Annotated in this window: 15 protein-coding genes; 2 read left to right on the top strand and 13 right to left on the bottom strand. The window is 40.7% G+C overall.

The features are described 5' to 3' along the window. Positions 1-7 precede the first annotated feature (7 nt). Positions 8-691: a hypothetical protein gene (locus tag AUO94_RS11440; protein ID WP_237150110.1), complete on the top strand. Its 684-nt coding sequence runs from the start codon at positions 8-10 to the stop codon at positions 689-691. Between the two features lie 32 nt (positions 692-723). Here AUO94_RS11440 and AUO94_RS11435 read toward each other — a convergent pair whose 3' ends face one another. Beyond that, on the bottom strand, positions 724-1,548 hold the full coding sequence (locus tag AUO94_RS11435) for a VLRF1 family aeRF1-type release factor (RefSeq protein WP_058384332.1): 825 nt from the start codon (positions 1,546-1,548) through the stop codon (positions 724-726). Between the two features lie 162 nt (positions 1,549-1,710). Between AUO94_RS11435 and AUO94_RS11430 the strand changes: the two genes are divergently transcribed. Further along, positions 1,711-2,022, top strand: a complete 312-nt coding sequence (locus tag AUO94_RS11430) for a DUF3243 domain-containing protein (RefSeq protein ID WP_049693048.1) — start codon at positions 1,711-1,713, stop codon at positions 2,020-2,022. 20 nt (positions 2,023-2,042) lie between these two features. Here the strand turns inward: AUO94_RS11430 and AUO94_RS11425 are convergent, their stop codons facing one another. The 12 genes from AUO94_RS11425 to AUO94_RS11370 all read right to left on the bottom strand — a co-directional run bounded on the left by AUO94_RS11425 (position 2,043) and on the right by AUO94_RS11370 (position 14,067). Further along, positions 2,043-3,311, bottom strand: a complete 1,269-nt coding sequence (locus AUO94_RS11425; RefSeq protein WP_058386838.1) for an MDR family MFS transporter — start codon at positions 3,309-3,311, stop codon at positions 2,043-2,045. Between the two features lie 52 nt (positions 3,312-3,363). Then, the gene (locus AUO94_RS11420; protein WP_058384331.1) at positions 3,364-5,490 is read right to left on the bottom strand and encodes an ATP-dependent helicase; all 2,127 of its coding nucleotides are present in this window, start codon (positions 5,488-5,490) and stop codon (positions 3,364-3,366) included. Between the two features lie 149 nt (positions 5,491-5,639). Continuing rightward, positions 5,640-5,840, bottom strand: a complete 201-nt coding sequence (locus AUO94_RS11415) for a YwbE family protein (protein ID WP_058384330.1) — start codon at positions 5,838-5,840, stop codon at positions 5,640-5,642. Between the two features lie 92 nt (positions 5,841-5,932). Continuing rightward, a complete protein-coding gene (locus AUO94_RS11410) occupies positions 5,933-7,030 on the bottom strand; it encodes a DUF2382 domain-containing protein (RefSeq protein WP_058384329.1) in 1,098 nt (365 codons plus the stop codon). A gap of 106 nt (positions 7,031-7,136) precedes the next feature. Next, on the bottom strand, positions 7,137-9,182 hold the full coding sequence (locus tag AUO94_RS11405) for a catalase (protein ID WP_058384328.1): 2,046 nt from the start codon (positions 9,180-9,182) through the stop codon (positions 7,137-7,139). A gap of 123 nt (positions 9,183-9,305) precedes the next feature. Then, positions 9,306-10,271: a glutaminase gene (locus AUO94_RS11400; protein ID WP_058384327.1), complete on the bottom strand. Its 966-nt coding sequence runs from the start codon at positions 10,269-10,271 to the stop codon at positions 9,306-9,308. 145 nt (positions 10,272-10,416) lie between these two features. Next, entirely contained in the window at positions 10,417-11,019 is a 603-nt protein-coding gene (locus tag AUO94_RS11395; RefSeq protein WP_058384326.1) for an alpha/beta hydrolase, read from the bottom strand. A 138-nt stretch (positions 11,020-11,157) separates the two neighbouring features. Further along, the gene (gene hslO / locus AUO94_RS11390; RefSeq protein ID WP_058384325.1) at positions 11,158-12,036 is read right to left on the bottom strand and encodes an Hsp33 family molecular chaperone HslO; all 879 of its coding nucleotides are present in this window, start codon (positions 12,034-12,036) and stop codon (positions 11,158-11,160) included. A 14-nt stretch (positions 12,037-12,050) separates the two neighbouring features. Further along, a complete protein-coding gene (locus AUO94_RS11385; protein ID WP_058384324.1) occupies positions 12,051-12,290 on the bottom strand; it encodes a DUF896 domain-containing protein in 240 nt (79 codons plus the stop codon). 20 nt (positions 12,291-12,310) lie between these two features. Further along, positions 12,311-12,793, bottom strand: a complete 483-nt coding sequence (locus AUO94_RS11380; protein ID WP_058384323.1) for an RrF2 family transcriptional regulator — start codon at positions 12,791-12,793, stop codon at positions 12,311-12,313. Between the two features lie 162 nt (positions 12,794-12,955). After that, on the bottom strand, positions 12,956-13,489 hold the full coding sequence (locus AUO94_RS11375) for a chromate transporter (RefSeq protein WP_058384322.1): 534 nt from the start codon (positions 13,487-13,489) through the stop codon (positions 12,956-12,958). Then, complete coding sequence (locus tag AUO94_RS11370; RefSeq protein ID WP_058386837.1) at positions 13,486-14,067, bottom strand: chromate transporter; 582 nt, start codon at positions 14,065-14,067, stop codon at positions 13,486-13,488. Before AUO94_RS11370 ends, AUO94_RS11375 begins: the two co-directional genes overlap by 4 nt. Between the last annotated feature and the right edge of the window lie 3 nt (positions 14,068-14,070).

The following is a 14,070-nucleotide window of genomic DNA, read 5'->3' as shown; positions in this document are numbered from 1 at the left end:
GTGAATCATGGTGACTTTCCCGCAACAAGCCAAATACTTGCTAAGCACGCAATCTGTTGCAACAGACCGCATTCCACAACAGCCACTTAGTCAAGATGTCCCCACAATGATCGAAGAATTAAAGCACTGGTGTGGAACTGACAACGCCGGCGTTGCAGTATCTTATTTTTTCCGACAATATGCTCTTTACGTAACTGCTCAGTTTAGCCTAATCGATCAATATAACGGGTATTTTTCTGTCGATTGGCGTGAATTAGAATTTGACCGTGTTCATAATTATGGGCTTCCTCTTTTACAGGTCCATGCGAAGTCGTCGACATTTCAACCGATTGACGCACACAGGAGGTTCCAAGCGTTTCATGACATTCTTCATAGACAAGTAAACGAGTTGCTCGATGAATTTAAAAAACACATAAAAATCTCTCCTATCACTTGCTGGGAAAACGTGCTCGGTTCTGTCTTGTGGTTTTACGCTAATCTAGAAACCCGAAATCCACGAAAAGTCGCCGCAGACTTAGAATGGCTTATGAATGAAGAAAATTGGAAGCCAATCAAAACTTCTTATCTTGCGAAATTACTCGGTGACACTTCCTTGCAACAAGCTGTTTCAAAACCGCTTAGAAAAACCTGTTGCTTGTACAAAGAAATGCCATCTTTTAATACGTGCACATTTTGCCCTAAACCTAAATAAACCACCTCAGCAACTTTGCTGAGGTGGTTTATTTATACTTCGAATACTTCGTGTAGAATTTTCCCAGAATCATTATTCATCAAGTTTTTATAGACACAGCTTTTCGGTTTTTGTTGAAGTGTTTTAGCAAATGACTTAGCATGTTCGGCTTCGCCGACTACATGAATTTCTTCCCATTTGCGTTCTTTTCTCAGCTTCTCCATTTTTCCGCCCATGTCTTTGTAGAAACGTTCTAAGTTTTCTCTTAACCGATGATCTAATTCATCGGCTGGACTTCCACCGCCACCACCAGTGACTGTGCTCCCGCCTCCAGCTCCTACTCGACCTGAACTTCGTGCGCCCTTTTGTTCTGTCCAGACTTCAAGTCCTGAATCAAACTCATAAAAAAATTCTTCATTGATAATTCCCATAGACGTATCAATGACACGAATCCCTTTAAATCCTGGCAACACGATACCTGCGTATGGATAAGCTTTGTACATATAACGAAGCTCTTCTAGGACAGGTTTGTTTTCCCAATGGAAACTTGTCTTCACAGGAATTTGTACATAATGCACTGACCAAAGATCTTCGTGTTCTGAAGCGAAAATGACAACACCTTTTTGAAGATCGTTTTGATTGTCTAAAATCTCTTTTTCAACTTTTTTGCGCAAATTTTTATATGCTTTTATTTCTTTTTCATTGTTCGAAGCTGTTAAATATTCATCTAATCGCTTCAAGCCATTTTTCAGATGGATCTTCCATGCTCCGTTTTGAGCATTTGAATCAGCTGGATTGGTATTTAAATATACACTTAACACGCAGCGGTCTGGACATTCAAAACTTTTCAATTCCTGGATTTTGTCATATAAGGTCATTCAATCATCCTCCTTCTTATATTCCATCCTTGTTATCTCATTACCCTTATCGATTCTATTTAAACGAATCTTCTGAACGTTTTTCAAATTGGATGTTTAATTTTTTAAAATCGTGGTAAATAATCAATGTATTGAAAAATCATAAGGGAGTTGGGCGAACAAATGGAAAACATCAATAAAAAAGTTGAAGATAAACTAGAAAATACAGACCAACAGAAAAAAGACAAAATTTTAGCAGATTTTTCTGTATTCATGAATTACTTAAGTGACAAAGTTGAGATGGGCGAGAAATTGGGCTTGAGCGAAGAGCGCATCGCACAACTAGCTGAAAAAGTTGCATCTTATCTTGCGAAAAAAGAAGATCCTAAAAATAGTGAAGAATATTTATTGCACCGCTTATGGCAGGTTGGCGATAAAGAAGAGCAACACATGCTTGCACACATGCTAGTTAAATTAGCTAAAGACCAAAAGTAAAGCAAAACAAAAGGCCTTCCTCAATAGGAAGGCCTTTTTTCGTATAATCGAAACATAAGCAAGTAGACAAAACCACTAGCAAGTGCCAGTAACCCCAATACACCGAACGTCAATGGAAAACCAAACCAGGCGGTCATGGGGATGGAGATCGGTGCAATCATGCGCCCAATGGTATAACGTAAACTAGCAGCTGCAAAATATTGGCCACGCATGTCTTCTGGTGCAAGTTTGGAGATAAAGTTTTGCTGCAGACCGACCACCATCAGTTCAGCAAAGGTGAAGACGGCCATCGCAATTACAAACATCCAAAACCAATCAGTTAGTGGAAAGAGCCACATAGCTAAACCGTAGAAAGCAGCGGAAGTGAAGAAAACCCATTTTTCCGGAAACTTCGTCATCCACCGAGTTACAACTACTGTTAGTAATGCCACAAACAATCCATTTTCAGCTAGCAACAAACCAAAAGAGGTTTCTCCAGTAACAGACCATTCTCGGTTAAACAAAGAAGCCACTGTTTGACTATCAATGGTTTCTCTCAAATAGACCGGGATAAGCAAATCTAGTTGCATGAATGTCTGTGCACCTAACACGCCAGCAATAATAAAAAGGAGAAACAGACGATCCTTAAAAATTAAGCCGTACTCTTTAAATTGCTTCGAAATCGCTCCGACCCACCCAGTTGCTGTTTGCGACTGCCATTTTTCCACCATAGCTTGTGAGAGGGTTTCTTTTGTAAGCAATCGTAAAACTACACTCAGAAGCATCGAAATCACTGTAACCGCTAGCAATAATTCAAAGCGATAAGAAAAGAACAGAATCGCTCCGAATAATGGACCTACTACAACTGCGATATTTAAGGTCGTATAAAAAATGGCAAAAACATCGCTACGGTATTTTTCCGGTACAACGTCTGCAATCATCGCCTGACTTGCTGGCCAATAAAGAGCACCGCACATGCCAGCAAGTGTAAACGCGACAAAGCCAAGTTCAGGAGACTGCAGCCACGGAGAATTGGCAAAGGCAAATAGCAAAAACGATAAGCCTTGAGCAGTAGAGGCCACTACTAGCATGCGGCGACGTCCAAACCGATCTGCACAATAGCCACCGACTAAGTTTGATGCCACAGAAAACATTTGCGAAATAACTAGTAGTAATCCTGCGGTCCCCTTACCAAATTCTTCCGCAAAGTAAATCGCTAAAAATGGGAATACCATCCAATAACTTGTATTCATAAAAAACTCGCCGATTAGACGCACTTTTAAACTTCGATCCCAATCCCTTATTTTCATTGCCATTTCCCCGCGTTCTTCTGTATGTCACATCTGTAGGTTCACAGAGGCGCTAGTTAATCATCTCTAATAACCGATAACTTAGGCAGATATCAATCATTAATTCTTTGCGTTCTTTTGCGAATTGGATGGAGATTCGTTCTTGATCTCGTTCGACAATCTCCCCGGCTCCGAAGACGCGATGCCTAACCTGAACCCCTTCACGCAATACATCTTCTGAATGGATGGCATTCGGATTGTCGGGTACTTTTACTTTGATAGGTGTTTTCGTTGCAGTTCGTTGTGGCGTTGCCATTCTTTTTTCAGGAACGATTAAGTTGCGTACTTCATCCGCAAACCGAGACTCACTTCCGTAACTAATCAATTCTAAATGGCTTTTAGCTCTTGTCATGCCAACGTAAAATAGGCGGCGCGCTTCTTCTAAACTGTCAGGCGTTTCCCCATCTTCTTCAGTTGGGATGACTCCTTCTACTAAGTCAATCATGTAAACTCGTTCAAATTCCAAACCTTTAGAGCTGTGAAATGTTGATAAGGTTAGCATATCGTCAGTTTTCTCTTTTTTCGCTTGTTGTGTTACTTGTTCTAACTGCTTTAGGCGTTTTGCAAAAGCTGTCATGGATTCAAGCGGCTCTGCAATTTGCTCCAATGTCGTCAAAATCTGAGCCAGGTATGTCATTTTCATCCCAAACTTCTCGGCACGACTCGCGAGCATTTGATCATAGCCCATTTCCCCACGAATTGTTCGAATCACTTTCAACGGCTTCATGCCATTCAACGCAGCAAACCATTTTTTCTGTTCAGCTAAAATTTTAATTTGATAGTCTTTTAAGGTAATTGTTAAATTGATTTGATCAAAAGCATGTTCCTCTGTCGGATTCATGCGACTTAGCATTTTCAATTGGCTCCCTGACCAATAGGCATTCGTTTTAGAAGCAACTTTCGAATAAATATCAATGCGTTCTGGCTTCAGGCTAAAACGCATAAAATTTAACATATCTTCTACAATCCAATGAGAGAAAAAACGATTATCAGAATCCTTCATATAGAAAGGAATGCCTAAACGTTCAAGTTCACTCATCAGTAAAGTTGAAGACGAGTTGTTGCGGTATAAAATCGCCACATCTCCATAATCTGTCAATTCCTTGAGCTCTTTCATAACGTACTTAAATTGTGCTTCTTCTGAACCTAAGCGCCTTAAAACGATGGGGTCTCCTTCAGGTTGCTTAGTAAACATGTTTTTGTCATGCCGCTTTTTATTGGTTTTGATAAATTCGTTAGCTGTATGCACAATATTTTGGGAGGAGCGATAATTACGCTCCATTTTCATAATATAAGCGTCTGGGTAAACTGTTCTAAACTTCAGTAAATAAGTCGGTTCGGCAGCTCTCCATGTATAAATTGACTGGTCATCGTCAGCTACAACACATAGGTTTTGATGGCGAGCTACTATTTTTTCTACAATGGCATGTTGAATCAATGAAGTATCCTGACTTTCGTCTGTCATGACATAATCCCAGCGTCCTTGGTACTTCGCAAGCAAACTTTTGTCTTTCTCCAGTGCTTCGTAGGCTAACGACAACATATCGTCAAAATCAACTAACCTTACGTCATAGTTCTCTTTAAACGCTTCGTAAGTTTTCAGGATTTCGATTGCTCCAGGAAAAGGTTCTTTCAATTTTGCCCATTGTTTCCTAGGCAGCATTTTATTTTTCACGTAACTAATAAAAGAAATCAACTCTTCTAATTGGTCATCTGTAATTGGCTCATCATTTTCCGTTCGGTACATTTCACGGAGGAGTTTCTTCTTATGAAGGCCATTTGTCTCACTGCCTTCTATCATGACGTAACGAGATCCTGAAAAATAATCACGCGTAATTTGAAAGGCTAAGCTATGGATAGTCGAAAAATCAATTGGCTGTAGCGTTGGGAAAAATCGTTTATACCGCTCGAGCATATCATTAGCAGATGCCTTACTAAATGTAATCGCTTTGATACGTTGCGGAGATATCCCTTTTTCTTCGATTAGGTAACCGATACGCATAATCATCGTAGTCGTTTTTCCAGACCCCGGACACGCTAACAACAGCAAAGGACCTTCTGTACGCTCTACTGCTTTTCGCTGTATTTTATTTAATTGAACTCCAAGTTCCTGTTTTTTACGTTCAAAGAATTGGCTCATTTTGAGAGACTCCTTCATTTTTCAATATCCCTATATTAACACAAAAACAGACCCATTTTAATGGATCCGTTTTTGTTTAACTTATAATAGTCCTTGTTATTAAAGAGGCTTGGTGCACAGTGCTTTCTTACATAAAAGTGAAAGAAGCTCTATTTTCCTGATAAAATCTCACAGACCCGTCCTACTTGTCCATCTTGTAAGCGAACTTTAATGCCATGTGGATGTGTCGCAGAATTTGTTAGCAAATCTTTTACAACACCGTGTGTTTTCTTGCCTGAACGCTGATCTTGCTTTAAAATCACATGTACTTCAATACCTGGCTTAACGTCACTTCTTTTTTTACCGTCCATTGCTATCCCTCCTTGCCTCTTTCTACTATACGCTATTCCTGTTGGACGAACAAAAAGACGGGGATTAATCCCCGCCTTCAACTAGATTTTCTTTAGAAACGATCACGATCTTTGTGATCATCATGATTTAACTTGTCTTTTGTTGAAATGGTATCTTCGTCGATATCCGCTTCTTCGTGACGAACCGTTTCATTCACAGTTTCTGTGTCTTGTACTTTACGTTTTCCAACTATAATTTCTTCAGCTACTACATCTTTTTTTGTCACCTCAACGCGTTCTTCTGTCACGGGAATATGGATGTTTTCGCCTTCTTGATATGCATCTCCTGTTAATCCAGAATTGTTATCAAAGGAATTCCCTGTTGTTTCTTCATTTACTGGGCGACGCTCTATATAGACTTCTTCACGTTCTACTGGTACTTCAATTGTTTGGTTTTCTTCGACAACGTGTTTTCCAACATTGACTTCACCCGTTTGCACACGTTCTTTGTCAACACTTAAACGTTCTTCGTGTAAACGAAGTTTCTCTTCTTCTGTGTCTCCATGGTTAAAGTTTTTATCCGTCCCATCAAGACGATCTGTACGATTTAAATCTTCCGTTGTACGGTCAGATCCAAGACCAAAGCCTGTTCCTGCATCTTTTCCAACACCTGCTGTGTCAGTTGTGTCTCGACTAAATGTATCGTTTTTCTTATTGTAATAAACATCGTTTTCTTCATTTGTGTCTACTGTTAGACCATCTCTGCCTACAGCTTCGTTATCTAGATGATTTCTGTTGCTACCTAGTCCTGCTGCACCCATTGTTCCTGCTGCAGTGCTTGTTGAAGTATTGTCATAAGGTGCTTGTCCTTCGTAGTTTGCACCATACTCACGGTCTACAAATAATAGAATCTTGCCGTTTTGTACTTCGTTATAGTAGCGGTCAGCTTCGTCTTTATCTACTCCCATACCAGAAAATGCTTCACGTGTTGAGTCGTCTCCTGATAAGAAGCCCATGAATTTATCCATCCAGTTTCCTTCAGATGATTTGTAATCTACATCCGTCCGTCCACGTACCATCGAAATCTGGCCTTCGTCTCGAGCCATTACGTACATATCATCTTCTTTAGAGCCTTGTGCTTTTAGTTCTTCAATTTTACTTAATACCTCTGTTTCGTTATCGAACGTACCCATAAATTTATTGTTAGTCATTTACTATTCCTCCAATTTTTTAATATGAATATGTTTGCTTAGTTTAGAAATTACCCGACCTTCATTTTCTTAAACCTTTTAAAAATTAAAATTCGTTTTTAACTCTTTATTCGACCTGTCTATCCCAGTGACGGTGGGCTGCAATTGCTTCTATGAATGCTTGTGCAAAACGAGAATGATCGCCTCCTACTATACCAGGCTGGCTCTCGATCCCTGCTGTTTCAAGCCATTTTTGACCATCATGCGTAGCGCCAATCGGTTTGTAATGGTCGAATGCTTCACCGATGAAACGTGCCGCTTCTTTAGCGAATTTCTTGCTGACATCCGGTCCACCAACCGCATAAATGGCATCATAGAGCACTGGGTCAGTCGTCGTGAAGGTATGATCAACTTCCAGTTTTTTGCCACTTGAACCTTCTAGCTTGCCTTGCATTTCACTAACAACTTCATACTGTACGCCTTCAGTTTTGAGTTTTTCAAGAATCTTCAGCACTTCGGCATCGTTAAAACCTGTATCGACCAATACACCCACTTTACGGGTAGCAGCCGATTTAATCGTATTGTCTATACTTAATGCGGGCGAAACTTTGGTGACAGCTGAACCACCCGTTGTTGGAGGCGTCACTCCGATATTTTTAGCTATAGCTTGTGCCATTTCCAAGTTAACATTTGCAAACATTTCAATGGCTCCTTCACGAATCCAAATTTCTTGACACTTCCCAAGCTCAAAGCTGAAGGCCTCGATAATATGCTTTCGTTCCGGTTCTGTCATGCTGTTCCAAAACATCGTAGCTTGTGAAAAATGGTCTTTAAAACTTTCACTACGGGCACGAACTTTACGCCCTTCCATTTTCTCTTGGTAATGAGAATAGCCGCCTTCAGCCTCACTTACAGGAGCTGGTGTATTATTGGTAAATGAACTTTTTTGATAAGCGACTCGTCCTTTATTGATCGATTGCCGGCCAAAACCGTCTCGCTGATTGTTATGAAACGGACATACTGGTCGATTAATCGGCAGTTCATGGAAATTCGGACCGTTTAAGCGCAGTAATTGCGTATCGGTATAAGAAAATAAACGCCCTTGAAGCAAGGGATCGTTAGAAAAGTCGATTCCAGGTACCACATGTCCTGGGTGGAAAGCTACTTGTTCTGTTTCGGCAAAGACATTATCCACGTTGCGATTCAAGGTCATTTTGCCGACCATCTGCATTGGAATTTCTTCTTGCGGCCATAGTTTAGTCGCATCTAGTAAATCAAAGTCGAATTTATACTCATCTTCTTCCGCGACAATTTGAACGCCCAATTCCCATTCTGGAAAATCTCCTTGTTCAATTGAATCGTATAAATCGCGGCGATTGAAATCTGGGTCTTTTCCAGAAATTTTCTGCGCTTCATCCCACACAAGTGAATGGGTACCCAGCGTAGACTTCCAGCTAAACTTAACGAAATGTGATTTGCCCTCTGCATTGATGAAACGGAAAGCATGTACGCCAAAACCGTCCATCATTCGAAAACTGCGGGGGATTGCACGGTCTGACATTAACCACATCATCGTATGTGCAGTTTCCTGGTTGTTAATGACAAAATCCCACAACGTATCATGGGCACTTGCAGCTTGCGGCATCTCATTGTGTGGCTCTGGTTTTACTGCGTGAACAAAATCTGGAAATTTGATGGCATCTTGAATAAAGAATACCGGTACATTATTTCCAACTAGATCGTAATTTCCTTCTTCAGTATAAAATTTCGTAGCAAAACCGCGCAAATCTCGTACGGTCTCAGCAGACCCTTTTGATCCGGCAACAGTAGAAAAGCGCACGAATACGGGTGTCTTTTTCCCTTTTTCAGATAAAAATTTTGCTTTCGTTAAATGCTCTAAAGAATCATATGTTTCAAATACACCATGTGCAGCATATCCTCTGGCATGAACGACTCGCTCTGGAATACGTTCGTGATCAAAATGAGTCATTTTTTCCCGAAAATGAAAATCTTCCAACAAGGTAGGACCACGTTCACCAGCCTTTAACGAAAATTCATCCTCAGCCATTTTCAACCCTTGATTGGTTGTTAGGCTTTTGCCAGAATCATCTACTCGGTACTGCTCAAGTTGCTCATCTTTGCTGTTTTTGTTCACTTCAGGTTGTTTTGTCATTTTGCCACTCCTTCTGCTTTTGTTATTCATTCTCCTATTACCCTGTCTCGCTTTTTAAAACACATTCATACAAATTTTTTACAAAAAAAATCCCACAAGCTTATGACAGCTTGCGGGGTACTATTAAAAAATACTCAAATCCCATTCTTTCGAAATTTGACGCAGCATCATCGTGCCTGCTGCACTGTTCCCTTGCACATCAATGGCGGGACCATAAACACCGATGCCCGCACCTGCCCGAAACTCATAAGTTTGCGAATGGAGTTTCGGTGGCACTGCGGCCATAATGCCACCTGACACACCGCTTTTAGCTGGAATGCCAACATGAGCTGCAAAGTTTCCAGAGGAATTATACATGCCACATGTCACCATGAGTACTTTGGCAACTTGAGCGATTTCTTCTGAAAAATGTTTTACTTTTGTAATGGGATTAAAACCATCATAGGCGATGATCAAACCGATTAACGCCAAATCTTTCGTACTCACCTTAATTGCGCATTGACGAATGTAAATATCTAGTGCTTCTTCTACTTCAATTTCTAAGAATTTTGCTTCTTTCAAATAATAAGCAAGCGCCCTGTTGCGATGTGAGGATGCCCATTCCGAATCATAGACTTCTTTATCAAGCTCCAATGGATGTCCGACTAATTCTTCTAGAAAATGGAGCAGAAATTCATATTTTTTCTGACTCGTTTGTCCTGGCAGCAATGCCGAAATAGTGATGGCTCCAGCATTGATAAAAGGATTAAACGGCTTGTTTGGTCGATGAATTTCAAACGGAATAATGGAATTAAACGCTTCTCCTGTTGGTTCTACATCCACTCGTTCTAATACGAAATCCAATCCGTAGTTGCAGCTGAGTGCGATAAATGTCAACGCTTTTGAAATGCTCTGTAAAGTGAATTCTTTGTCCGTATCGCCTGCGCAATAATAATTTCCATTGTCGTCCACCATACAAATTCCAAGCTGACTCGGATCCTCTTTTCCAAGTGCCGGGATGTATTGTGCAGTATTTCCTAATATCGCATGGCCTCTATTTTCTTCTACCCAAGCCTCTAGTTGTTCTCGAATATGCGGATTATTTTGCATCTCTTTCCTCCTAAGCTTTCTTTTCTCTTATCATGAAGGAAACCCACAGCCTTTGTCAAAAACTCGCACCCTATCGTAACGAGAAGCTTTGTGAATGGCATCAAAACCAACAAAACCTTCCTCAATTTCTCGAGGAAGGTTCCTTTTATAACTTATCATACCAGTTTTTCGCAGCTTCTACTTCTGGCATCGTCAATTGATGACCGAAATTTTCCCAATGCAATTCTACTTCTGCACCGGCATTGCTTAATAATTTTTCAAGGTCTATTGATTCTTCTGCTGGGCAAATCGGATCGTTTGTACCCGCTGCGATAAATACAGGAGTATTCGCCAAATCAGGTAAATCTGTATGACGATTTGGAACCATTGGATGATGAAGAATAGCTCCCTTTAATGCGCCAGTATACGTGAACAGTAAATTAGCTGCAATATTGGCTCCGTTCGAATAGCCAATTGCAACAACTTGTGTGCGGTCAAAGCCATGTTCCTCCGCTGCTTGACCAATAAAGTTATACAGCTCTTCCGTACGGAATTTTAAATCTTCCATATCGAATATACCTTCTGATAGGCGTTTAAAAAACCGTGGCATGCCGTTCTCAGAGACATTTCCACGAACGCTCAACACAGATGCTTCCGGATCGATATGAGCCGCAATAGCTAATAAATCCGTTTCATTTCCACCCGTTCCATGGAGCATAAGTAAGGTTGATTTTGATAGATTCGTGCCTTGTTTAAAAATATGTTTCATCTTCTAATAACCTCCAATTGCTTCTACTTTTTATTGCATCAATATATATCTCGAATTCAAGATAATAATAACATACCTTTTTTATCATTCCAATAAAAAAGGTCCATCGCAACAACGTGCGTGGACCTCTCGTTCTACTTATGCTTCTGTTTTCAACATATCTTCCAAATTCTCTTTCGAGAACAGATAGTTTTCATTACAAAAATGGCATTGTGCTTCTGCTTTGCCGTCTGTCACAATCATGTCTTCAATTTCGGCAACACCAAGTCCTTGAATCGCGTTAGAAATACGATCTCTTGAACATTGGCACTGAAACTTCACAGGCATTTCGTCTAGTACTTTAACGTTTCCGTTCCCCAGCACTTCATCTAAAATATCTTCCGGTGATAGACCTTGGCGCACCATATTTGAGATTGTCGGAATTACTTTTAGACGCGCTTCAATGTCTTCAATAATACTTTCTTCTGTACCAGGTAGTAATTGAATGATAAACCCACCTGAAGCCTGAATCGTGTTGTCAGGATTCACAATTACACCAACTCCTACAGAAGACGGAATTTGTTCAGAGGTTGTAATGTAATGCGTAAAATCCTCACCTAACTCACCTGACACGATCGGAACTTGTCCAACAAACGGTTGAAGCAACCCAATATCTCTGGAAACTGCTAACGTTCCTTCTGTACCGACTGCTCTTTTGACATCAAGTTTTCCTTGTTCGTTCAAATCAAAATGAGTTAACGGATTGCTCACATAGCCTCGAACTTCGCCTTTCGCATTGGCATCCACTAAAATAGTGCCAATTGGGCCTCCACCGTTAATACGGATCGTCAACTTTTCTTCGCCTTTCATCATGGCGCCTAGCATTACGCTTGCCGTCATGGATCTTCCAAGTGCTGCAGATGCAGTCGGCCATGTATAATGGCGACGCTGGGCCTCCGCTACAGTTTCTGTCGTCCAGGCAGCGTACGCTCGCACTTGTCCATCATAGGCCAATGCTCTCACTAAATAATCGTTCATCTTGTTCTTCCTCTCTAGTTTAAACTTTCTATGATTAGATTATTTTCTTTTTTTGTTCGTACTTTTTCAGGAGTAACGTCTTCACCAAGTGGATCGATAACCGTCATACTAGTGACAGTTGATTCTACTTGCCCACGAATTGAACGCAAATAGTCTTCACGCAATACTTGTTGTTCTACTTTTTCTGCATTGGTCAGTCCTTCTTCTCGCGCTTTTTTTGCTAACTGGTTAATACGTGGTAAACTATCAATCATCATTATTCCTCTTTTCGCTTTTAACCGACTAATTTTTGAGACAGCCAATCGGTCAGTTTTTTCGTTTTTTCTTGAAACTGTTGTTCTTTCATCTTTTCGGAAAGAGAAGCAATTGTTTCTTGTTCCATCCGGTCGCGCCACGCATTTTCTGCTTGGATCATTAAATCTGTCAGCAAGCAGCACCGCTCAGGCTCTTCAAGTTCCAGCAAATCTCCTAACACCCCACTTGGTGAATAAAGCGATTGTTGTCCTTCAATGGCTACATATATATTAAATACGCTAATGTCTTCAGGATTTTTGTTTAATTTAAAGCCGCCTTTAACTCCTGGTACAGAAGTGATTAAGCCCGCACTGACCAATTTCCTCAAAAGCTTTTGAAAATAAGTTGGCGAAGTTCCTAGTTGATGACTAATCGCTTCTCCTGGTAGCACCGCTTTATCAGGCAACATATTTAATAGAAGAACGGCATATACGGATTGTTCTACACCTGGTTTCATGTGCACCCAAATCACCCTCTTTCAATTGTAGACAATAATTATCCTTGTTGTCTACAATATACGTTCTTGAATTAAAAGTAAATCATAATGCCTGTCTTTTTCACCACATAAAAAAAGCCACCCCTAATCGGATGACTTCGTGTGCTTATTTTTTTCGAAAACACAAAACTAAAGGATCCCAGACACCGCACCATAACCGAGTGCCATTACTATAACGAAGGCTGGATGAACTTTTCTCATTTCTAACAACCAGTAGCTAACGACCACTAGAATAACAGTCTGTACAGTTCCTGATGTATGAATAGATGTCATAAAAAACTGCAATGTCATGGCACCCAACAAGACAGCAATTACAGGGCGAACTAATTTGGTGATGTTTTGGACTTTTGGTGAATCTTTGTACTTTAAAAGAGTGACCATCAACAGCACCATTAAAATAAGTGACGGCGCCACTGAAGCAACTAAAGCAACAATAGAGCCAAGGATGCCGCCTTCCATATAACCAATATATCCCGCCATTTTCGTTGCGATGGGACCTGGCAAAGCATTTCCCAAAGCGAGAACTTCTCCAAACTCTTGGGTGGTCATCCAGCCGTAGTGATCTACTACTTCTTTTTCCACAAGCGGAATTGAGGCCGGCCCCCCGCCATAGCCTAAAATACCGGGGATAAAAAATGCTAAAAAGATAGACCAGTAAATCATTTCGGTCCGACTCCCTTCTTAAATGAAGTGAAGGAAACAATCAAAATGCCTACGATGACAATCGCCGGATGGATTCCCATTAGTTCTAGTAAAATAATGGCAATCGCTGTGAATAGAATGGCACGTCCTAACCCTAAAGCTTTTCCTGACTTCTGAAAGAAATCCCACGTCATTACCGCCAACATAACGCCTACGACTGGAACCACTGCGGCTGACATGCTATTGACCCATTCAAGATCTTTGTATTTTTGTAAAATGCCCAACAAAACAATCATTAAGATAACTGTCGGAATGACTGACGCAGCCAGTGCGACAAGACAACCCATTATCCCATTAACACGATAACCGATATAGCCTGCCATTTTCGTCGCAATAGGTCCTGGCATCGTATTTCCCAACGCTAAAGTATCTCCGAACTCGTCTTCTGTCATCCAGTTGTAATTGACAACAGCTTCACGATGAAAAAGAGGAATAGCAGCAGGTCCACCACCAAATCCGAGAAGACCTACGCGGAAAAATGCGAAAAAAAGGTCCTTATTGATTTTCAAGTGGGAACGCTGGACTTGCTGCTTCTCCACTTT

This window comes from Planococcus kocurii (assembly GCF_001465835.2).
In the GTDB taxonomy this organism is placed as follows: domain Bacteria; phylum Bacillota; class Bacilli; order Bacillales_A; family Planococcaceae; genus Planococcus; species Planococcus kocurii.
The sequence above is the reverse complement of the archived record's forward strand: the minus strand, read 5'-3'. Positions and strand labels throughout refer to the sequence as shown.

Coding starts and splice junctions, on each gene's coding strand:
- AUO94_RS11440 (WP_237150110.1), top strand. CDS start 8: ATGGTGACTTTCCCGCAACAAGCCAAATACTTGCTAAGCACGCAATCT.
- AUO94_RS11435 (WP_058384332.1), bottom strand. CDS start 1,548: ATGACCTTATATGACAAAATCCAGGAATTGAAAAGTTTTGAATGTCCA.
- AUO94_RS11430 (WP_049693048.1), top strand. CDS start 1,711: ATGGAAAACATCAATAAAAAAGTTGAAGATAAACTAGAAAATACAGAC.
- AUO94_RS11425 (WP_058386838.1), bottom strand. CDS start 3,311: ATGAAAATAAGGGATTGGGATCGAAGTTTAAAAGTGCGTCTAATCGGC.
- AUO94_RS11420 (WP_058384331.1), bottom strand. CDS start 5,490: ATGAGCCAATTCTTTGAACGTAAAAAACAGGAACTTGGAGTTCAATTA.
- AUO94_RS11415 (WP_058384330.1), bottom strand. CDS start 5,840: ATGGACGGTAAAAAAAGAAGTGACGTTAAGCCAGGTATTGAAGTACAT.
- AUO94_RS11410 (WP_058384329.1), bottom strand. CDS start 7,030: ATGACTAACAATAAATTTATGGGTACGTTCGATAACGAAACAGAGGTA.
- AUO94_RS11405 (WP_058384328.1), bottom strand. CDS start 9,182: ATGACAAAACAACCTGAAGTGAACAAAAACAGCAAAGATGAGCAACTT.
- AUO94_RS11400 (WP_058384327.1), bottom strand. CDS start 10,271: ATGCAAAATAATCCGCATATTCGAGAACAACTAGAGGCTTGGGTAGAA.
- AUO94_RS11395 (WP_058384326.1), bottom strand. CDS start 11,019: ATGAAACATATTTTTAAACAAGGCACGAATCTATCAAAATCAACCTTA.
- hslO (WP_058384325.1), bottom strand. CDS start 12,036: ATGAACGATTATTTAGTGAGAGCATTGGCCTATGATGGACAAGTGCGA.
- AUO94_RS11385 (WP_058384324.1), bottom strand. CDS start 12,290: ATGATTGATAGTTTACCACGTATTAACCAGTTAGCAAAAAAAGCGCGA.
- AUO94_RS11375 (WP_058384322.1), bottom strand. CDS start 13,489: ATGATTTACTGGTCTATCTTTTTAGCATTTTTTATCCCCGGTATTTTA.